The following is an 18126-nucleotide window of genomic DNA, read 5'->3' as shown; positions in this document are numbered from 1 at the left end:
GGGGCGACGACGGGAGCTCGTCGTCGGAGTCCTGGGTCAGGCCGGCTGCATCTCCGCGTCGCCGGTCAGGATCTCGGCCGCGCGGGCCGACATCAGCTTGTCGTTCTCCTCGGAGAGGCGGAGGACGAGGGACTCCAGCTCAGCGACCCGGTTGCGCAGTCGAGCGTTCTCGAGGGCGATACGGGGGTCGCGGAGGTCGCTGTTCAGGTGGCCGATCAGCGCCTTGGCCATGAAGTTGAGCCTTCCGGTTCGACGGGTGTCGGCCCGTGGGGGGCCGTCTCCAAGAGTCCCACTTCGAGACGGCCGGGTCAAACCTGCGCCGGCCGGAGCCGGGAGCGTCGGGGAAGTGCCGGGAAGGCCGCGGTCGCCGCAACGGGGAAGGCCCGGAGACCGGGCCTTCCCGACACGCTCAGGGACGGCGGGGCTCAGCAGCCGTGCTGGACCTCGCCGGTGCAGTTGTCACGGCCGGTGCCGCCGTAGACCACGTCGGTGCCGGGGCCGCCGCGCAGGGTGTCGTTGCCGCCGCGACCACGGACCACGTCGTCACCGCCCTTGCCGCGGATGGTCTCGGGACGGTCGCTGCCGAGCAGGGTGTCGCTGCCGCCACCGCCGATGTAGGCCTGGAAGCCCTTCAGCCTCGCCGCGTTGCCGCCCTCCCAGGTGGCGACGCCCGCCGCGACGTCGATGCGGACCGGGACCGTGAGCGGGGCCAGGGTGAAGGTGTCGACGCCGGAGCCACCCTTGAGGACCGAGGTGGTGGCGGTGTTGAGGCCCGGGGTCGGCTCGCCCGGTGCGGGCGTCGGGGTGGCGACGAGGAACGCGTCCTCGCCCTTGCCGCCGCGCAGCTCGCCCGAGGTGCGGTCGAACACGACGGTGTCGTCACCGGCGTTCATGCTCAGTCCGCTGGTCAGGTGGGTGACGTAGGCGATGTCGTCACCCGCGCCGGCGTGGATGTCGGCGACGGGCACGGTGGCGGTGATGGTGTCGTCGCCGTCGTTGCCGTAGACGTGGTCGTTCCCGGCCAGCACGCTCACCTTGTCGTCGCCCAGGCCCGCGTCGATCCAGTCGTCGCCCGCACCGCCGTCGAGGGTGTCGTTGCCCTCGCCGCCGCAGATCGTGTCGTTGCCAGCGAGGCCGTCGAACTTGTCGTTGCCCTTGCCGAGGAAGACGACGTCGTCGCCGTCGGTGCCGGACAGGGTGTCGTCGCCGTCGGTGCCGAGGATGGTCGCCGCCTTGCCGTTGCACAGCGGGGCGTCGACGGCGTACGCCGTGCCGCTCACCACGGTCGTGGCCCACAGGGCGCCGCCGGTCACGAGGGCGAGGGCGCCGGCCGTGCGCCGAAGATTGGTGTTCATGGTTCGTACTCCTTGGGTGTCGTCGAACATGACACCCACCACAGCGGATCGCGGCGGTGGGGCATTACAGGTGGGGCTGGTGGGACCACGGACCGATCAGCAGGAGTGCCGCGCCTCGCCCGTGCAGTCGTCGCGGCCGGCGCCGCCGTAGACGACGTCGAGGTCCGCACCGCCTCGGACGCGGTCGTTGCCCGCGCGGGCGCGGATCACGTCGTTGCCGGCACTGCCGCGGATCGTCTCCGCACGGTGGCTGCCGAGGAGGACGTCAGTGCCGGTGCCCCCGACGTAGGTCTGCATCCCCCTGGTCCGGGCGGCGTTGTCCTGCCAGGTCACCAGACCGGCCTCCGCGTCGAGCCGGACCGGTGCCGGCTGGGAGACGAGCGTGAAGGTGTCCTCGCCCGAGCCGCCGCGCAGCAGCGAGGTCGTCGCCCGGTTGAGGTCGGGCTGGTCCGCGAGGACCGGGTCGGACGCGGCGTCGACGAAGACGTCCTCGCCCTTGCCGCCGCGCACCTCGCCGGAGGTGTTGTGGAAGACCACGGTGTCGTCGCCCGCGTTCATCCGCAGCGGGGTGGTGAGCCAGGCGGCGTAGACGACGTCGTTCCCGGCTCCTGCGTGCACGTCGGCGACCGGGACCCGCACCGTGATCGTGTCGGCACCGTCGCCGGCGAGCACGCCGTCGCTGCCGGCGAGCACGCTGATCCTGTCGTCGCCCGCGCCGCCGTCGATCCAGTCGTCCCCGTCGCCGCCGTTGACCACGTCGTTGCCGTCGCCGCCGACGATCACGTCGTTGCCCGGTCCCCCGCAGACGACGTCGTTGCCGCCGAGGCCGTCGAAGCGGTCGCTGCCCCTGTCGAGGAAGGCGACATCGTCGCCCGGCGTACCGACGAGGACGTCGTCGCCGTCCTTGCCGATGATGGTCGCCGGGCGTCCGCCGCACTCCGGCGCGGGTGCCGCGCTCGCGGTGACCGGTACGCCGAGGGCGGCCCACAGGGCCCCGCCCGTCGCCAGGACGGTCATGGCCGTCACTGCCCGAGATCGACGGTTCATGGTGTGCACTCCTGTCGAGAGCCGGATGTCTCACCGGGGAGCGGACGGCGGCTGTGAGGGATTACACACAGCCGGACGGGGAAGGCGGGAGCAGGCGGTTCACGGGTGTAATGGATCGGTCTCCCGGCCCGCTCACCGTGGTGTGTCAGGATCGATGGCGGTGGGCGAGCTCGGGGACGTCCCGGCGCTTCCTGCCGTCCGTGCCCTGACCACCGAGCGAGGAGGCGTCCTGATCCCGCCCGACCGCCCCGCCGTCGACCCCCTCGGGGAGCCGTTGGCCCGGGCCCTCAGCGGTGACGAGGACGCCTTCGGCGAGGTCTGGCGCCTGCTGCACCCACCGCTGCTGCGCTACCTGCGGGTGCGGGAGCGCGAGGCCGCCGAGGACGTCGCGGCGGAGACCTGGCTGCACGTCGTGCGCGACCTGCACCGGTTCGCGGGCGGCCCCGCGGAGTTCCGGGCCTGGGTCTTCACCCTGGGCCGGCACCGGGCGATCGATGCCGGCCGCGCGCGGGCCGCGCGGCCGAGCACGCCGACAGCCGAGGTGATCGACATCGGTACGGCGCCGAGCGCCGAGGCAGCCGCGCTCGAACGGGTCGACACCGAGGCGGCCGTCCGCCTGGTGGCCACCCTGCCGGCCCACCAGGCGGAGATGGTGATGCTGCGGGTGGTGGCCGGCCTCTCGGTGGCGGAGGTCGCCGCGATCGTCGGCAAGAAACCCGGCACGGTGGCGGTCAACATCCACCGGGCGCTGAAGAAGCTGGCCCACACGCACGAGAGCCGCACCACGAGGGGGGTGAGATGAGCACGGAGCACGACGACCTGGAGGAGTTCGAGGACTCCCCGCTGGTCCGGGCGCTGCGCGCCCCCGGCACGCCCGAGGAGCTGGCCGACGAGGCGCGCTTCGTCGCCGCCTTCGCCGCAGCACGCCGGCCGGTCGCGCACAGCGGCCGGGGAGGCCGGGGAGGCCGGGGAGGGCGGGGAGGCCGGGTCCTCGGGCGGATCGGCGTCGGCGGCGCCGCCCTGCTCGCGACCGTCACCCTGACCGGCGGGGTGGCCGCGGCGGCCTACACCCAACGGCTGCCGCACTCCGTGCAGGTCCTCGCCCACGACGCCTTCGGCGGCGTCGGCGTGCCACCGGCCCGCCCCGCGGCACCGCGGACCCGTGCCCCCCGGCCGGCGCCCACTGCGACGCCGACCCCGAGCGCCACCGCGAGCGAGCGTCCCGAGGAGCGTCGTACGCCCGACGGCGAGCGCTCGCCCCGGCCCGGCGGGCAGCCGTCCATCGGCGACGACGCCTCGGTCGGCACGACCGGGGCCTCCTCCCCCGAGGCGACGGGTACGGCGACCGGCTCCCCGTCCGGGTCCGGCTCCCCCTCGGTGGGCGGCTCGACGGGGCCGACGAGCCCCGGCACCGACGAGCCGACCACCGGAGCCCCGACGCCGCCGGTCGGTGCGACCAGCGTCGGCGCGACAGCGTCCACGCGGCGGGTCGTCACCGGCGGGCGCGCGAGCGTCACGGGGGTGGTCCGCGACCACGGCGACCTGGTCGAGGGCGCCGAGGTCACGCTGCTGCAGCGCCACGGCACCAGCGGGTGGACCCGCGCCGGGACCGCGGTCACCGGACAGGAGGGCACGGCGATCTTCGCGACCGGTCCCCTGGTCGAGACGACCACCTTCCGGTTCCGGGTCGAGGTCGACACCGACGGCGACGCCGAGGCGGACCGCGTGCTGCTGTCCCGCAAGCGCCGGATCGGCGTGCAGCCGATCCTCACGCTGAGCTCGAGCGGCCCCGTCGTCGACGTGCACGCGGTCGGCGCGGGGACCGGTGACGCGATCACGGTCAGCCGCCGCGCCGCCGACGGCCGGTTGGAGCGGATCGGGATCCGCAGGCTCGACGACCGGGGCGACGCGAGCTACGACCTGTCCGCCTGGACCGGACGCGTGCGGGTGCTGGTCCGGGTGCTCGGCACCTCGACCCACACTGCCGTCCAGCGGTGGATCACGGTGCGGGTGCCGCGGGTCCCGTCGGCTACGCCGTCGCCCTCGGCCTCGCCGAGCGCGGAGCCGTCTGGCAGCGCGGGCAGTAGTACGACGACCGGTTCATGAACGCGACCCGGCGGATCGCCGTGCCGCACCGGTCGCAGGGCTCGTCCTCGCGCCCGTAGGCGTGCAGCGAGCGGTCGAAGTAGCCCGACTCGCCGTTGACGTTGACGTAGAGCGCGTCGAAGGACGTGCCGCCCTGGGCCAGCGCCGCGTTCATCACGTCACGGGCGTGGCCGAGCAGCTCGACCGCCTGGGCGCGGGTCAGGCGGTTGCCCGGCCGCTCGCCGTGGAGGCGGGCCCGCCACAGCGACTCGTCGGCGTAGATGTTGCCGACGCCGGAGATCAGGCCCTGGTCGAGCAGCAGTCGCTTCACGCCGGACGTGCGCTTGCGCAGCCGGGCCACGAAGGCGTCGTCGTCGAACTCGGGGTCGAGCGGGTCGCGGGCGATGTGGGCGATCTCGGGCGGCAGGTCAGCGCCGCCGAGCGAGACCGACAGTCCCCCGAACATGCGCTGGTCGACGAAGCGCAGCTCACGCCCGTGCTCGGTGCCGGTGAGGGCGAAGCGGACCCGCAGGTGACGCTCGGCCGGGGCGGCGACGGGCTGGACCAGCATCTGGCCGCTCATGCCGAGGTGGCCGAGGATCGCGTTCCCGTCGTCGAGCGGGAGCCAGAGGTACTTGCCGCGACGGCGGGCGCCCTCGATCCGGCGGCCGGTCAGTGCGGCCGCGAAGCCGGAGGCACCGGTCGGGTGGCGGCGCACGGGGCGGTCGTGGAGGACGTCGACCGCGGCGATCGTGGCGCCGGTGACGTGGCGCTCGAGGCCGGCGCGGACGACCTCGACCTCGGGGAGCTCGGGCATCGCGCGGACGTCAGCTGCCGGAGCTGATCGGGCGGCCGTTTGCGTCGAGGCCGAGGGCGGAGGCGATCTCGCCGTACGCCGTCTCGGCGGCGCCCTGCTCGGCCTCCTTCTTGGAGCGGCCGGTGCCGTTGCCGTAGAGCTTGTCGCCGACCCGGACCTGTGCGGTGAAGGTCTTCATGTGGTCGGGACCGTCGTCCTCGATGACGTACTCGGGCACGCCGAGCGACTGGTCGGCGGCCAGCTCCTGGAGCGAGGTCTTCCAGTCGAGGCCGGCGCCGAGGGCCGACGCCGCCTCGATGAGCGGGTCGAACAGCCGGTGCACGACGGTCGCGGACACCTCGATGCCGCCGCTGAGGTGGATCGCGCCGATGACGGCCTCGACCGTGTCGGACAGGATCGAGGCCTTGTCGCGACCGCCCGTGGCCTCCTCGCCGCGACCGAGCTTGATGTGGGCTCCGAGCCCGATGTCACGGGCCACTCCGGCGAGCGCACGGGCGTTGACGACCGCTGCGCGCAGCTTGGCGAGCCGGCCCTCGGAGAGGTCCGGGTGCGCCAGGTAGAGCGTCTCGGTCACCACCACGCCGAGCACCGAGTCGCCGAGGAACTCCAGCCTCTCGTTGGTCGGAAGACCACCGTTCTCGTAGGCGAAGGACCGGTGCGTCATCGCGCGCTCGAGCAGCTCGGGGTCCAGGGTCGGATCCCCGAGCGCTCGACGCAGCTCGACGTAGTTGGTGATGCCGCTGGCCTGACTCGACGGGCCTGGATCGACCGGGTGGGTCAGAGGACCTGGCGACGGTCGGCGCGCGCGCCGTACTGGCCGCAGGTGCCGCAGGCACGGTGCGGGAGGTGCTTGGCACCGCAGGCCGGGTTGGCGCAGGTCACCAGCGACGGGGCGACAGCCTTCCACTGCGAGCGACGGTGCCGCGTGTTGCTGCGCGACATCTTCCGCTTCGGAACAGCCACTGTCTTCTCCTTGGTTCGGGTGCGCTCGGGGTCGAGCGCCTCTTCAGTCCGTTGGGTCTTGCTTGAGCTCGGTCAGCGCCGCCCACCGCGGGTCGATCGCAGCCTCGTGCGTGTGGTCCGGCTCGTCGATGAGTCGTACCCCGCACTCGGGGCACAACCCGGGACAGTCGTCCTGGCACAAGGGCTGGAACGGCAGTGCGAGCACCACCGCGTCCCGCAGCACGGTCTCCAGGTCGAGCAGGTCGTCCTGGAGCATGCTGACCTCGTCGTCCTCCTCGGCTCCCTCGGAGTCACGGATGTCGTCGTAGACGAACAGCTCCTGGAACCGCACCTCGAGCTCGTCGTGGATCGGCTCCAGGCACCGTACGCACTCACCCTCCAGCACGGCCGAGGCCGTCCCGGTGACGAGCACGCCTTCCATGACCGCCTCCAGGCGCAGGTCGAGCTCGACCGGCGCGCCCTCGGGGACGGAGAGGACTTCGATGCCCAGATCTGCTGGGGCCGGCACTGTCCGCGACACCTGACGCTGGGACCCCGGGCGGCGGCCGAGCTCGCGAGTGTCGAGCACGAGCGGCGCTCTCGGGTCCAGGGTGTTCAGGGGTTCACTTCCAGGTCCGGGCACAACAGATCAGGTCGATATTAGTGGGGCGTCGGCAGCGCGACCAAATCACCCGGCGCTCACGCGTGGCGGGCGGCGAGCTTCGCGGTCAGTCGCTCGTGCACCGCGGGGGTCACGAACTCCGACACGTCGCCGCCCAGCGAGGCGACCTCCTTGACCAGGCTGGACGACACGTAGCCCAGCCTCGCGGTCGTCGGCACGAAGATGGTCTCGATCCCGGTGAGGTGGGCGTTCATCTGGGCCATCGGCAGCTCGTACTCGTAGTCGTTGCCGCCACGCAGTCCCTTGACGATGGCCTGGGCGTCGATCTCGCGGCAGAAGTCGACGATCAGGCCGGTGAAGCCCATCACGGTGACATTGGGGATCTCCGCGCACGCCTCGCGGAGCATCTCGAGGCGCTCGTCGGGGTCGAACAGGCGCGACTTCGAGATGTTGGTGCCGGTCGCGACGACGAGCTCGTCGAAGAGCCCGGCGGTACGACGGAAGATGTCGAGATGGCCGTACGTGACCGGGTCGAAGGAGCCGGGGCACACCGCGCGGGTCATGGGGCGAGGCTATCGGTGGGGCCCGCCTCGGCGAGCCAGAGGTTGGTCTCGCCGTACTTCTTGAGGCGACGCTTGCCCGCGAGCGGCGTGAGGCCGGTGGGCCAGGTCGGCTCGGGGCTGCGGCGGGAGCGCTCGACGACCACGAGGGCGCCGTCGGCGAGCCAGCCGTGCTCGACGAGCAGCGCGAGGTCGGTGGCGACGGCCTCGTCGGGCAGCGGGTAGGGCGGGTCGGCGAACACGAGGTCGTACGACGACCGGGCGGGCTCGGCGAGCACGGTGGCGACCGCGCGGGCCACGACGTCGGCGACGTCGCAGTCGACGCTGCGGGCGTTGGCCCGGACCAGCTCCGCGGTGCGGCGGTCGGCCTCGACCAGGGTGACCGCCGCAGCGCCGCGCGACCAGGCCTCGAGGCCGATCGCGCCGGACCCGGCGTACAGGTCCAGGAAGCGCAGGTCGTGGAGCGAGCCGGCCCAGGCCTCGATCGCGGAGAAGAGTGCCTCGCGGACCCGGTCGCTGGTGGGGCGGGTCTGGTCCCCCTTGGGCGTCTGCAGCCGGCGGCCGCCGGCGCGGCCGGCGATGATGCGGGTCATGGCTCCTCAGGACTTGTCGACGAACTCGGCGAGCTGGGACTGCTCGAGGTCACGGACGGCGGCGGCGAGCCCCGGGGCCTGGCCGAGGTCGGCGTCCACGTCGAGCAGCCCCTCGGCGGCCTGGCGGGCGGTGACGATGGTGTCCTCGTCGCGCAGCACGCGCAGGTTCTCGAGGCTGGAGCGGCCGCCGGCCTGGGAGGCGCCGAGGACGTCGCCCTCGCGCCGCATCTCGAGGTCGATCCGGCTGAGCACGAAGCCGTCGGTGGTCGAGGCGACCGCCTCCAGCCGCTCCCGCGACGGCGAGCCGGCCTCGGCGTGGGTCACCAGCAGGCACAGGCCCGGCAGGCCGCCACGACCGACCCGGCCGCGCAGCTGGTGGAGCTGGGAGATGCCGAACCGGTCGGCGTCGAGGATGACCATCGTGGTCGCGTTGGCGACGTCGACACCGACCTCGATCACGGTCGTGGAGACGAGCACGTCGACCTCGCCGGCGGCGAAGGCGCGCATGGTGGCGTCCTTCTCGTCGGCCGGGAGCCGGCCGTGCAGGCCGGTCACCCGGATGCCGGACAGCGGGCCCCGGGCGAGGCGGCCCACCACCTCCTCGACGGCCGCGGCGGGCGGCTTGGGGGTCTCCTCGACCGGGGCGTCCTCGTCAGGCAGGTCGACCGCGTCGACCTGACCGGCCTCGTGCTCGTCGCCGGAGATGCGCGGGCACACGACGTACACCTGGTGGCCCTTCCCGACCTCCTCGCGCACCCGCTCCCAGACCCGGCCGATCCAGCCGGGCTGCTCGGCCAGGGGGACGACGTTGGTCTGGATCGGCGCGCGGCCGGCCGGCAGCTCGGTCAGGGTCGAGGTCTCGAGGTCGCCGAAGACGGTCATCGCGACCGTGCGCGGGATGGGGGTCGCGGTCATCACCAGCAGGTGCGGCGGCGCGGCGGCCTTGTCGGTGAGCGCGGCGCGCTGCTCGACGCCGAAGCGGTGCTGCTCGTCGACCACGACCAGGCCGAGGTCGGCGAACATCACCTGGTCCTGCAGCAGCGCGTGGGTGCCGATCACGATGCCGGCCTCGCCGCTGGCGATCCGCGAGAGCGGGCCGGTGCGCTGGGTCTTGCCCATCGAGCCGGTGAGCAGCTCGACGCGGGTGCCCTCCCCCGAGCCGAAGATGGTGCCGCCCTCGCCGAGGTCGCCGAGCATGGCGGCGATGGAGCGGTAGTGCTGCTGGGCGAGCACCTCGGTCGGCGCGAGCAGCGCCGCCTGTCCGCCGGAGTCGACGACGCGGAGCATCGCCCGCAGCGCGACGAGGGTCTTGCCGGAGCCGACCTCGCCCTGCAGCAGGCGGTTCATCGGGTGCGGCTGGGCGAGGTCGTGGTCGATCTCCTTGCCGACGGCCGTCTGCCCGGCGGTGAGCTCGAACGGCAGCCGGGCGTCGAAGGCGGCCAGGACGTTGCCGACTCCCCCGGTCCGGGCGGTCGCGCCCTCGGCCTGCCGGGCCCGCCGGCGCCGGCCGAGCACCAGCTGGGTGACCAGCGCCTCCTCGAACCGGAACCGGTGGTGGGCGAGCGCGACCTGGTCGCGGTCGTCGGGCTGGTGCACCCAGTCGTAGGCCTGCTGGATGCCGAGGACGTCGTACTCCTCGCGCAGGGCGTCGGGGAGCAGCTCGGGGACCGGCTCCATCACCTGGCGCGCGAAGGTGACCGCCCGGGCGATGTCCCAGGTCTCGACGCCCTTGGTGAGCGGGTAGATCGGGAACAGCGGGCCGAAGTCGAGGACGTCCTCGACGCCGTCGCCCTCCCCCTCGGCCTCGTCGCCCATCCCGAAGATCGTCATGGCCGGGTTGACCAGCTGCCACTGGTCGCGGAACCGGTCGGCCTTGCCGAGGAAGACGCCGCGGTTGCCGACGGCCACCCGACGCGCCTGCCAGCCCGCGGTGCCCTGGTTCTTGGCGAAGAAGGTCATCTTCAGACGGGGTCCACCGGTGCGGAGCACCGCCTCGACGCGGTACGCCGTGCGGCCCGAGCGGCGGTCCGTGTAGGTCTTGATCTCGCACTCGTCGATCTCGCCGACGACGCACAGCAGCTGCCCGATCCGCAGGTTGTCGATCCGGGTCAGCGAGCCGGTCTCGAGGTAGCGGCGGGGGAAGTGGCGCAGGAGGTCGCCGACCGTCTGCAGGCCGAGGCCGGCCGCGAACCGCTTGCGCTTGGCCGGGGTCGCCGCGCCGAGGACGGCGGTCAGCGGGGAGTCGAGGGTGATCGCCACGGGTGCTGCTCTCTCATTCGACGGACATCAGGAGCGGGTAGCGCTCCTGGCCACCGTCGTACACCACGACGTCGACATGGGGGTGGAACTCCTCGACCCAGGCGCTCGCGCGCTCGGCCAGGCCCTCGCCGTCGACACCGCTGACGATCGTGACCAGCTCGCCGCCGGCGGCCAGCAACCGGTCGAGGACGACCAGCGCGACCGAGCCGAGGTCGTCGCCCACGACGGCGAAGTCGCCGGCGATGACGCCGAGCGCGTCGCCGGGCTCACAGGGTCCGGCCATCGTCATCGCCTGCCGGGCCGCGATGGTCACCGCGCCGTGGCGCACGTGGCGCGCCGTCGCCGTCATCTCGGTGACGTCCTGGTCGAAGGCGCGGCCGGGTTCGTGGACGGCGACCGCGGCCAGGCCCTGGACCTGGGTGTGGGTCGGGATCACCGCCACCCGCAGGCCGCGGTTGCCGTGGTCGGCCTCGGCGGTGCTCGCCGCGGCCAGCGCCGCGCGGATGGTCGGCTCGTCGTTGGGCAGCACGACGACCTCGCGCGCGCCGCAGGCGGTGATCGCCTCGAGCAGCTCGCCGGTCGACGGACGCCGGCCGGGGCCTCCGCGCACGACCTCGGCGCCGGCCTCCTCGAACAGCTCGGCCAGGCCCGGCCCGGCAGCCACCGCGACCACGCGGCGCCCGGCGAGGGGCGCCGGTTGCTCCTGGGCCGCCGTCTGGGCGGCGATCTGCTCGGCGAAGTGGGTGACCCGGATCCGGTACGGACGCCCGATCCCCAGCCCGAGCTCGATCGCGGCGCCGACGTCGTCGGTGTGCACGTGCACGTTCCACAGCCCGTCGCGGCCGACCACCACGACCGAGTCGCCGAGCTCGCCGAGCTGCTCCCGCAGCCGCGGGGCCCGGTCGTCGTCGGTGTCGAGGAGGTACATCACCTCGTACGCCGGGCCGTCCGCACTCAGCTCGTCGCTCGCGTGCTCGACATGGGGCACCGGGATGACGTGGCTGCCGAGCGGCGCCGTGACCGGGATCGGACGGCGCCCGGTCAGCACGGTCTCGGCGGCGTCGAGGATCACCGACACCCCCCGCCCGCCGGCGTCGACGACACCGGCCTGGGCGAGCACCTCGAGCTGCTCGGGCGTGTGGCCCAGCGCCTCACGGGCGGCGGCGGCCGCGGCGGTGAGCACGTCGCTGGTGCGCGCCTCGGGGTCGGTGGCGGTCGTCGTACCGGCTTCGGCGGCGGCACGCATCACCGTCAGCATGGTGCCCTCGACCGGCTCCCCCACGGCGGCGTAGCTCGCGCTCGACGCCTCCTGCAGCGCCTCGGCCATGACGACCGCGTTGCGCTCGTCGGGACGAGCGGCCGCGATCCGGCGGGCGGCGGCACCGAGCATCTCGCTGAGGATCACGCCGGAGTTGCCGCGGGCGCCGAGCAGGGCTCCGCGGGCGAGCGCGGCGAGCGGTCCGTCGGCCGCCCCGGCGTCGTCCGGGTGGTCGGCGTGCTCGCCCAGGGCCGTGCGGATCGCGTCCCGGGCCGCGACGACGGTGAGGTACATGTTCGTGCCGGTGTCGCCGTCGGGCACCGGGTAGACGTTGAGCGCGTCGACCTCCTCGCGCGCGCCCGCGAGGGCGTCCACCGCGATGTCGACGAACCGGAGCACGGCCGACAGCGCGATCCCTCTCCGCCGCTCCCCCGGCACCGTCCGCTCGTCCATCGGGGTCACCCTAGGGGAACCTCGCCGATTTCGGCCGGTGCGACCCGGTCGGCTATTCTCTTCCGGTTGCCCGAAGCGCCTTCTGAGCGCGCGGGCTGCCCGTGAAACTTAGATCCGCGATCCAGGAGTGACAACCATGGCCGCCGTGTGCGACATCTGCGACAAGAAGCCGACCTTCGGCAACAACCGGCCGTGGTCGCGCAAGATCACCAAGCGCCGCTTCAACCCCAACATCCAGCGCGTCCGCGCCGTCGTCAACGGCACCCCGAAGCGCATGAACGTGTGCACCGGCTGCCTGAAGGCCGGCAAGGTCTCCCGCTGACCTGACGCTCGTCCTCTCACCGACCCGCCGCACTCCGCGGCGGGTCGGTGTGTTTTTGGCCGACCCGGCAGGAAGTGGCCCGGGATTCCTGCCGACCCGGCGCGACGTGGCTCGAACATCGCGCTGACCCGGCAGAAGATGGCGCGCCGTGCACGATGAGCGCGCCACTTCCTGCCGGGTCGGCGCGTTCCGGGGGCCAGTTCGCGCCGGGTCGGCGCAACCAGGGAGCCAGTTCGGGCCGGGTCGGTCAGAAGTGGGTCCAGCCGGTGGGGCCGTCGTACGCCGCACCGTCGACGGTGACGGGCAGGTCGCCGCGGGCGCTGACCGAGCCGATCCGGGTCCAGCCGTCGGGCAGGGCGACGCCGGGCGGGAACGTGGCGAGCAGGGGGTGGTCCTCTCCCCCGCCGAGGATGAACTGGAGCGGGTCGGCGCCGGTGGCCTGGCCGACGGCCAGCAGCGGCTCGGGTACGTCGAAGGCGGCCGTCTCGACGTCGATGCTCACCCCGGAGTCGGCGGCCAGGTGGCCGACCTCGGCGAGCAGGCCGTCGGAGACGTCGATCATGGCCGTGGCACCGGCCTCGGCGGCGGCCGGTCCGGCGTCGTACGGCGGCTCGGGGCGGCGGTAGGCCTCGACGAGGACCCGCGGCGAGCGGAACCCGCGGCCGAGCACGGCGAGGCCGCCGGCGGACCAGCCCTGGCGGCCGCACAGGGCCAGCACGTCGCCGGGCGCGGCGCCGGAGCGCAGCACCGGGGAGACCGTGCAGGCACCCAACGCGGTCACCGCGATGACGACCTGGTCGGCACGGGTGACGTCGCCGCCGACGAGGCCGGCGCCGACAAGGGCACATTCCTCGGCGAACCCGCGCGTGAAGTCGAGGGCCCACTGGGCCGGGAGGTCGGCGGGCGCGGCCAGCCCGACGGTGAGCCACTGGGCACGCCCGCCCATGGCGTTGATGTCGGAGAGGTTCTGCGCGGCGGCGCGACGGCCGACGTCGTAGGCCTCCACCCAGTCGCGCCGGAAGTGCCGCCCCTCGACCAGCACGTCGGTCGACACGACCACGTGACCCTTGCGCACACGCAGCACGGCGGCGTCGTCGCCCGGCCCCAGCAGCACGTCCTCACCGGGTGCGGTGGCGGCGACCAGCTCGCCGATCCGGGCGATCAACCCGAACTCCCCGAGGTCCGCCAGCGTCGTGTCCCGGTCGATCGCGTCAGCCATGCCCCCATCCCACCAGACGTACCCGTCGGTAAGTTCCTGGGCTCACGAGTTCTGTTCCCCCGGGGGCGCGCGGTAGGTTGAGGCGTTCCACCAATCCAATCCGGCGGGAGCGTGACCCCATGACGGTGCAGGCCTACATCCTGATCCAGACCGACGTCGGCAAGGCGGCCGAGGTCGCCCGCGAGGTCGGCGAGATCGCCGGCGTCACGCTGGCCGAGGACGTCACCGGTCCGTACGACGTGATCGTGCGCGCCGAGGCCCGCAACGTCGACGAGCTGGGCAAGCTCGTGGTGTCCAAGGTGCAGAACCTCGAGGGCATCACCCGCACCCTGACGTGCCCCGTCGTCCACATCTGACGCTCGCCGGTCTCGCACTGCCCCTCACCCTGCTGGCGGCCGGGTGCGGTGGGCCGGTGCAGGTCGACGTGCCCGAGCTGTCGCGGGCGGACCAGGCGGCGTGCGACGCGTTCACCGCCGACCTGCCCGCCACCCTGTACGACGAGGAGCGGGTCGACATCGAGCCTGCTGACGCGCCCGCGGCGGCGTACGGCGACCCGGCGATCGTCGTGCGCTGCGGCGTCGGCGTGCCGAAGGGCTTCGACGAGACCGCGTCCTGCGAGTCCGCCAACGGGGTGGGCTACTACATCCCCGACGAGCAGTACACCGACCAGGGCCTCGACCTCACCCTGACCGCCGCCGGCTACCGGCCCCGGGTCGAGGTCAGCATCCCGTCGCGCTACCGGCCGAACGCCGGGCCGGCCGCGATGGCCGTCCTGGCCCCTCTCATCAAGCAGCACCTCACCCTGGTCGACGACTGCAACTAGGGAGTGCTCAGGAGCGCCGCTCGCGCTGCCGGGTGCGGGTGACGGCGACCGGGTCCAGGTCCGGCACCGTCCAGCCGGCGGCCATCTCGAGCGTCGCCTCGCGCGTCTCCCGCACGTGCTCGTAGGCGAGTGCCGCGCCACGCTCCGCGTCACCGGCGGCGATCGCCCGGTAGATCGCCTCGTGCTCGGCGCACATGTCGTCGTCCTCGTCGGGGCCCTGTGCGAGGTGGAAGAGCCAGCGCACCCGCGCGTTGAGCGGCTGCATGATCGACTGCAGGAGCGGGTTGGCCGACATCGCGATCACGGTCTCGTGGAAGCCTGCATTGGCGTCGGCGAGGGCGTTCAGGTCCCGGGCCGCGAGCGCGGCGTGCGCCGCTGCGAGGTGGCCCTGGAGCGTGGCGAGCCCACGGCTGTCGGCCTGCTGGGCGGCCAGCCGCACCGCGAGGACCTCGAGGCTCTCGCGGACGTCGAACAGGTGACGCACGTCCGCCGCGGTGAACGGCGCGACCATCGCGCCCTGACGCGGCACTATCACGACCAGCCCCTCGGCCTCCAGCTGGCGCAGCGCCTCGCGCAACGGGATGCGGGAGATCTCGAGCTCGGCCGCGAGGTCGCGCTCGACGAGGCGCTGCCCGGGCGGGCGCTGCAGCGAGACGATCTCGCCCTTGATCCGCTCGAACGCCTGGACGGCCAAGGAGCGGCGCCCCTGTGCTGTCGCCATCAGCCCTCCTCCTGCGACCCGTTGGTATGCCGCAATCCACGCTTGGTGCAGGTGATCAGATGCCTGCCATCTGGCGATGCTATCGGGATTTTCTCGTGAGCCACTTCACATCGGCCGATTCGCCCTGCTACGTTCCGCGGATAACGGTATACCACTAACGAACGGAGCTCGCGTGGCCACGACCCTGCTCAGCGACGTCCGCACGACGGCCACCGGCCGCGCCGCGGACGTCGTGATCGAGGACGGCACCATCGCCGCCGTCCTCGCCCCCGGCGCGCCTCGACCGGTTGCGGACGAGATCGTCGACGGCGGTGGCGGGCTGCTGCTGCCGACCCTCGTCGACGGCCACTGCCACCCGGACAAGACGACCTGGGGCGAGCCGTGGCTCTCCCGGCAGCCCGCTCAGAGCCTGGCCGACCTGATCGACAACGACGTACGGGTGCAGAAGCAGCTCACCCGCTCGGTCGCCGAGCGCTCGGGCAGCCTGCTGGAGCGCTACGTCGCCCACGGTGCCCGCGCCGTCCGGGCGCACGTCGACGTCGCCCCGGTCCACGGCCTCGACAACGTCCGCGGAGTCGCCGAGGCCGCCGCGGCGATCGGCCCGGCGCTCGACGTCGAGATCGTCGCCTTCCCGCAGCTCGGGATCCTCCGCACGCCGGGCACGGCCGAGCTGCTCCGGGAGGCGGTCGGCGCCGGCGCCACCGTGCTCGGTGGCATCGACCCGCTCGGCCTCGACGGCGACCTCGACGGCCACCTCGACATCGTCTTCGGGCTCGCCGCCGAGCTCGACGTCGACCTCGACATCCACCTGCACGACACCGGCGAGACCGGCCGGCTCCAGGTCGAGGCCGTCCTCCGGCGCACGGTCGAGGCCGGCTGGCAGGGCCGGATGACCCTCGGGCACGCGTTCTACTACGCCGACCTCACCGGATCCGCGCTCGCCGACCTCGCCGCGGCGACGGCGGAGGCCGGCGTCACCCTCGCGACCTGCGCGCTGGGCGGTCCGGACCTCGCGCTGCCCGTGCCCGAGCTCCGCGCGGCCGGCGTACGCGTCGTCCTCGGCTCCGACGGCATCCGGGACGCCTGGTCCCCGTTCGGCAACGCCGACATGATCGACCGCACCCACCTCCTCGCCTACCAGCTGGGCGCTGCGACCGACGACGAGATCGAGGCGTGCCTCGACGTCGCGGCCCACGCAGGTGCCGAGCTGCTCGGCCTGCCGCACTCCGGCCTCCACGTCGGCGACCCGGCCGACGTCATGGTCCTCGACGCCGAGTGCGCCGCGCAGGCCGTCGTCGACCGCCCGCTCCCCCGCCTCGTGCTCCGCGCCGGCCGCGTCGTCGCCGCCGACGGTCACCTCACCCCCGCCGCCACCGCCAGCACCACCACTCGGGCCTGAACCCCAGGGAGAAGACTGATGCCCCGCACCCGCACCGCCCTCCGCGCCACCGCAGCCGCGTCCGTCCTGCTGGTCGCGACCGCCTGCAACGCCGGTACGCCGGCCTCCCCCGACCCCGCCGACGCGCTCGACTTCTCCGACCTCGCCCAGGACCCACCGGCCGGCACGGGCGACGCCGGGACCATCCACTGGAACCTGCCCTACGAGCCGCTCAGCCTCGACCCGATCAAGACCTTCAACTACGCCGAGAACACGGCCCTGGCCAACTCGTGCGAGGCACTGCTGCGCGCGAACCCCGACTTCACCGTCGGTCCGGGCCTCGCCGAGAAGTGGGACCAGCCCGACCCGACGACGTGGGTCTTCCACCTGCGCCCGGGCGTCACCTTCTGGAACGGCAAGCCGCTGACGGCCGAGGACGTCGCGTGGAGCATCGGGCGTCACCTCGACCCCGACTCCGGGTCGTACGTCGCGACGTACCTGACCAACGTCGCCTCGGTGACCGCGAGCGGACCGCTCGAGGTCACGATGAGGATGAAGAAGCCCGACGCCCTGCTCACCCAGGCACTGGCCTCCCTCGGCGGCATCGTCACCGAGAAGGCGTCGAGCCTGGCCGCGGGCGAGGACTTCGGCACGCCGCAGCACCTCCCGATGTGCACCGGCCCGTTCCGCCTCGACTCCTGGAAGCCCGGGCAGGCGATCGAGCTGAGCCGCAACGACGCCTACTGGGACGACGCCTTGAAGCCGCTCTCCTCGAAGCTCGAGCTCTCGTTCGTGACCGACGAGTCGACCGCCGTCCTCGCCCTGGAGAGCGGCGAGCTCGACGGCGAGTTCTTCTACCTGCCGCCGGCGGGGCTCGACAAGCTGCGCAACGGCGAGGACACCGAGGTCGTCCTCGGCACCTCGCTCGCCGGCTGGTACCTGCTCGGCGCCGCATCCGACGGGCCGTTCGCCGACCCGGACGTGCGTCGCGCGCTGTCGATGGCGACCGACCGGGCCGCGATCGCCTCCACCGTGCTCCAGAACACCGCCATCCCAGCCCGTTCGCTGGCCACGCCGGCCTCCTGGACCTACGGCAGGAGCATCTTCGAGAAGGCGTACGACGAGCTCCCCGGCACCGACGTCGACATCGAGGCTGCGACCAAGCTGGTCGAGGACTCCGGCGTCGGCGACCAGCCGATCACGATCGCCGTCCAGGGCAGCTCGGTCGTCCACGAGCAGACGGCCAACCTGCTCCAGGCCGCCGGCGAGGCGATCGGCCTCCACATCGAGATCAAGACGATCCCGGTGGAGCAGTACGGCAACGTCTACGTCGACCCGCAGGCACGCAAGGGCATCGACGCCTTCCTCAGCACCTACTACAGCGTCGCGGACCCGCTCGACTCGTACCTGATGTTCGAGAAGGACGCCTACAACAACTACGGCCGGTACGACGCGATCGCCGACCAGCTGGTCGCGGCGCGCTCGGAGACCGACGACGAGACCCGGGCCGAGCTGGTCGCCGAGCTGGAGCACAGGGCCGTGACCGACGAGGCCTGGCTGCCGCTGGAGTACCTGCCGGTCATCCTGGTCCAGAACAAGCGGATCACCGGGTCGATCGCGACGTCCAACTACCTCTACTACCCGTGGGCCTCGGCCATCGGGACCCGCTGAG

General features: G+C 73.2%; 20 protein-coding genes. 7 read left to right on the top strand and 13 right to left on the bottom strand.

Annotation, left to right across the window (positions count from 1 at the left end; genetic code table 11):
* Positions 1–36: 36 nt before the first annotated feature.
* From BJ958_RS01270 to BJ958_RS01260, 3 genes are all read right to left on the bottom strand, one after another.
* Positions 37–231, bottom strand: coding sequence for a hypothetical protein (locus BJ958_RS01270; RefSeq protein ID WP_141799620.1), 195 nt, complete (start codon positions 229–231; stop codon positions 37–39).
* A gap of 194 nt (positions 232–425) precedes the next feature.
* Positions 426–1355: a calcium-binding protein gene (locus tag BJ958_RS01265; RefSeq protein WP_179724835.1), complete on the bottom strand. Its 930-nt coding sequence runs from the start codon at positions 1353–1355 to the stop codon at positions 426–428.
* A 96-nt stretch (positions 1356–1451) separates the two neighbouring features.
* Positions 1452–2402: a calcium-binding protein gene (locus BJ958_RS01260; protein ID WP_179724833.1), complete on the bottom strand. Its 951-nt coding sequence runs from the start codon at positions 2400–2402 to the stop codon at positions 1452–1454.
* Between the two features lie 160 nt (positions 2403–2562).
* Between BJ958_RS01260 and BJ958_RS01255 the strand changes: the two genes are divergently transcribed.
* Both BJ958_RS01255 and BJ958_RS01250 read left to right on the top strand, forming a co-directional pair.
* The gene (locus BJ958_RS01255; RefSeq protein WP_179724831.1) at positions 2563–3204 is read left to right on the top strand and encodes a sigma-70 family RNA polymerase sigma factor; all 642 of its coding nucleotides are present in this window, start codon (positions 2563–2565) and stop codon (positions 3202–3204) included.
* On the top strand, positions 3201–4508 hold the full coding sequence (locus BJ958_RS01250) for a hypothetical protein (protein ID WP_179724829.1): 1308 nt from the start codon (positions 3201–3203) through the stop codon (positions 4506–4508). The genes BJ958_RS01255 and BJ958_RS01250 overlap by 4 nt, the downstream gene beginning before the upstream one ends.
* On the opposite strand, the gene mutM is transcribed toward BJ958_RS01250, so the two are convergent.
* The 8 genes from mutM to BJ958_RS01210 all read right to left on the bottom strand — a co-directional run bounded on the left by mutM (position 4432) and on the right by BJ958_RS01210 (position 11991).
* A complete protein-coding gene (gene mutM, locus BJ958_RS01245) occupies positions 4432–5304 on the bottom strand; it encodes a bifunctional DNA-formamidopyrimidine glycosylase/DNA-(apurinic or apyrimidinic site) lyase (protein WP_179724828.1) in 873 nt (290 codons plus the stop codon). The genes BJ958_RS01250 and mutM overlap by 77 nt on opposite strands.
* Positions 5305–5314: 10 nt before the next feature.
* Positions 5315–5968: a ribonuclease III gene (gene rnc / locus BJ958_RS01240; protein WP_246318988.1), complete on the bottom strand. Its 654-nt coding sequence runs from the start codon at positions 5966–5968 to the stop codon at positions 5315–5317.
* A gap of 113 nt (positions 5969–6081) precedes the next feature.
* Positions 6082–6267: a 50S ribosomal protein L32 gene (gene rpmF / locus BJ958_RS01235; RefSeq protein WP_028655951.1), complete on the bottom strand. Its 186-nt coding sequence runs from the start codon at positions 6265–6267 to the stop codon at positions 6082–6084.
* Between the two features lie 43 nt (positions 6268–6310).
* Positions 6311–6865: a YceD family protein gene (locus tag BJ958_RS01230; protein WP_179729909.1), complete on the bottom strand. Its 555-nt coding sequence runs from the start codon at positions 6863–6865 to the stop codon at positions 6311–6313.
* An 80-nt stretch (positions 6866–6945) separates the two neighbouring features.
* Positions 6946–7431, bottom strand: coding sequence for a pantetheine-phosphate adenylyltransferase (gene coaD / locus BJ958_RS01225; protein ID WP_179724826.1), 486 nt, complete (start codon positions 7429–7431; stop codon positions 6946–6948).
* The gene (rsmD, locus tag BJ958_RS01220; RefSeq protein WP_179724824.1) at positions 7428–8021 is read right to left on the bottom strand and encodes a 16S rRNA (guanine(966)-N(2))-methyltransferase RsmD; all 594 of its coding nucleotides are present in this window, start codon (positions 8019–8021) and stop codon (positions 7428–7430) included. Before rsmD ends, coaD begins: the two co-directional genes overlap by 4 nt.
* Positions 8022–8027: 6 nt before the next feature.
* On the bottom strand, positions 8028–10280 hold the full coding sequence (locus BJ958_RS01215; RefSeq protein WP_179724822.1) for a DEAD/DEAH box helicase: 2253 nt from the start codon (positions 10278–10280) through the stop codon (positions 8028–8030).
* A gap of 13 nt (positions 10281–10293) precedes the next feature.
* The gene (locus BJ958_RS01210; protein ID WP_179724820.1) at positions 10294–11991 is read right to left on the bottom strand and encodes a DAK2 domain-containing protein; all 1698 of its coding nucleotides are present in this window, start codon (positions 11989–11991) and stop codon (positions 10294–10296) included.
* A gap of 136 nt (positions 11992–12127) precedes the next feature.
* Between BJ958_RS01210 and rpmB the strand changes: the two genes are divergently transcribed.
* Complete coding sequence (gene rpmB / locus BJ958_RS01205; protein WP_179724818.1) at positions 12128–12313, top strand: 50S ribosomal protein L28; 186 nt, start codon at positions 12128–12130, stop codon at positions 12311–12313.
* A 247-nt stretch (positions 12314–12560) separates the two neighbouring features.
* On the opposite strand, the gene BJ958_RS01200 is transcribed toward rpmB, so the two are convergent.
* Positions 12561–13532 carry a thiamine-phosphate kinase gene (locus BJ958_RS01200; protein WP_179724816.1) on the bottom strand — a complete coding sequence of 324 codons (972 nt, stop codon included), beginning with the start codon at positions 13530–13532 and terminating at the stop codon, positions 12561–12563.
* Between the two features lie 119 nt (positions 13533–13651).
* On the opposite strand from BJ958_RS01200, the gene BJ958_RS01195 reads away from it, so the two are divergent.
* Positions 13652–13888, top strand: coding sequence for an Lrp/AsnC family transcriptional regulator (locus BJ958_RS01195; protein ID WP_179724814.1), 237 nt, complete (start codon positions 13652–13654; stop codon positions 13886–13888).
* Positions 13867–14355: a DUF3515 family protein gene (locus BJ958_RS01190; protein ID WP_179724812.1), complete on the top strand. Its 489-nt coding sequence runs from the start codon at positions 13867–13869 to the stop codon at positions 14353–14355. Before BJ958_RS01195 ends, BJ958_RS01190 begins: the two co-directional genes overlap by 22 nt.
* A gap of 7 nt (positions 14356–14362) precedes the next feature.
* On the opposite strand, the gene BJ958_RS01185 is transcribed toward BJ958_RS01190, so the two are convergent.
* Positions 14363–15076: a GntR family transcriptional regulator gene (locus BJ958_RS01185; protein ID WP_179724810.1), complete on the bottom strand. Its 714-nt coding sequence runs from the start codon at positions 15074–15076 to the stop codon at positions 14363–14365.
* A 172-nt stretch (positions 15077–15248) separates the two neighbouring features.
* Here BJ958_RS01185 and BJ958_RS01180 point away from each other — a divergent pair, with 172 nt between their 5' ends.
* On the top strand, positions 15249–16475 hold the full coding sequence (locus BJ958_RS01180; protein ID WP_218865528.1) for an amidohydrolase: 1227 nt from the start codon (positions 15249–15251) through the stop codon (positions 16473–16475).
* 18 nt (positions 16476–16493) lie between these two features.
* A complete protein-coding gene (locus BJ958_RS01175) occupies positions 16494–18125 on the top strand; it encodes an ABC transporter substrate-binding protein (RefSeq protein WP_179724806.1) in 1632 nt (543 codons plus the stop codon).
* Position 18126: the final 1 nt, after the last annotated feature.

The organism is Nocardioides kongjuensis (genome assembly GCF_013409625.1).
Taxonomy (GTDB): domain Bacteria; phylum Actinomycetota; class Actinomycetes; order Propionibacteriales; family Nocardioidaceae; genus Nocardioides; species Nocardioides kongjuensis.
The sequence above is the reverse complement of the archived record's forward strand: the minus strand, read 5'-3'. Positions and strand labels throughout refer to the sequence as shown.

Bases quoted from the DNA above. Each gene is read 5' to 3' on its own strand.
- BJ958_RS01175 (WP_179724806.1), top strand. From the start codon at position 16,494: ATGCCCCGCACCCGCACCGCCCTCCGCGCCACCGCAGCCGCGTCCGTC.
- coaD (WP_179724826.1), bottom strand. From the start codon at position 7,431: ATGACCCGCGCGGTGTGCCCCGGCTCCTTCGACCCGGTCACGTACGGC.
- rsmD (WP_179724824.1), bottom strand. From the start codon at position 8,021: ATGACCCGCATCATCGCCGGCCGCGCCGGCGGCCGCCGGCTGCAGACG.
- rnc (WP_246318988.1), bottom strand. From the start codon at position 5,968: ATGACGCACCGGTCCTTCGCCTACGAGAACGGTGGTCTTCCGACCAAC.
- BJ958_RS01270 (WP_141799620.1), bottom strand. From the start codon at position 231: ATGGCCAAGGCGCTGATCGGCCACCTGAACAGCGACCTCCGCGACCCC.
- BJ958_RS01265 (WP_179724835.1), bottom strand. From the start codon at position 1,355: ATGAACACCAATCTTCGGCGCACGGCCGGCGCCCTCGCCCTCGTGACC.
- BJ958_RS01210 (WP_179724820.1), bottom strand. From the start codon at position 11,991: ATGGACGAGCGGACGGTGCCGGGGGAGCGGCGGAGAGGGATCGCGCTG.
- BJ958_RS01185 (WP_179724810.1), bottom strand. From the start codon at position 15,076: ATGGCGACAGCACAGGGGCGCCGCTCCTTGGCCGTCCAGGCGTTCGAG.
- BJ958_RS01200 (WP_179724816.1), bottom strand. From the start codon at position 13,532: ATGGCTGACGCGATCGACCGGGACACGACGCTGGCGGACCTCGGGGAG.
- BJ958_RS01195 (WP_179724814.1), top strand. From the start codon at position 13,652: ATGACGGTGCAGGCCTACATCCTGATCCAGACCGACGTCGGCAAGGCG.
- BJ958_RS01250 (WP_179724829.1), top strand. From the start codon at position 3,201: ATGAGCACGGAGCACGACGACCTGGAGGAGTTCGAGGACTCCCCGCTG.
- BJ958_RS01260 (WP_179724833.1), bottom strand. From the start codon at position 2,402: ATGAACCGTCGATCTCGGGCAGTGACGGCCATGACCGTCCTGGCGACG.
- rpmB (WP_179724818.1), top strand. From the start codon at position 12,128: ATGGCCGCCGTGTGCGACATCTGCGACAAGAAGCCGACCTTCGGCAAC.
- mutM (WP_179724828.1), bottom strand. From the start codon at position 5,304: ATGCCCGAGCTCCCCGAGGTCGAGGTCGTCCGCGCCGGCCTCGAGCGC.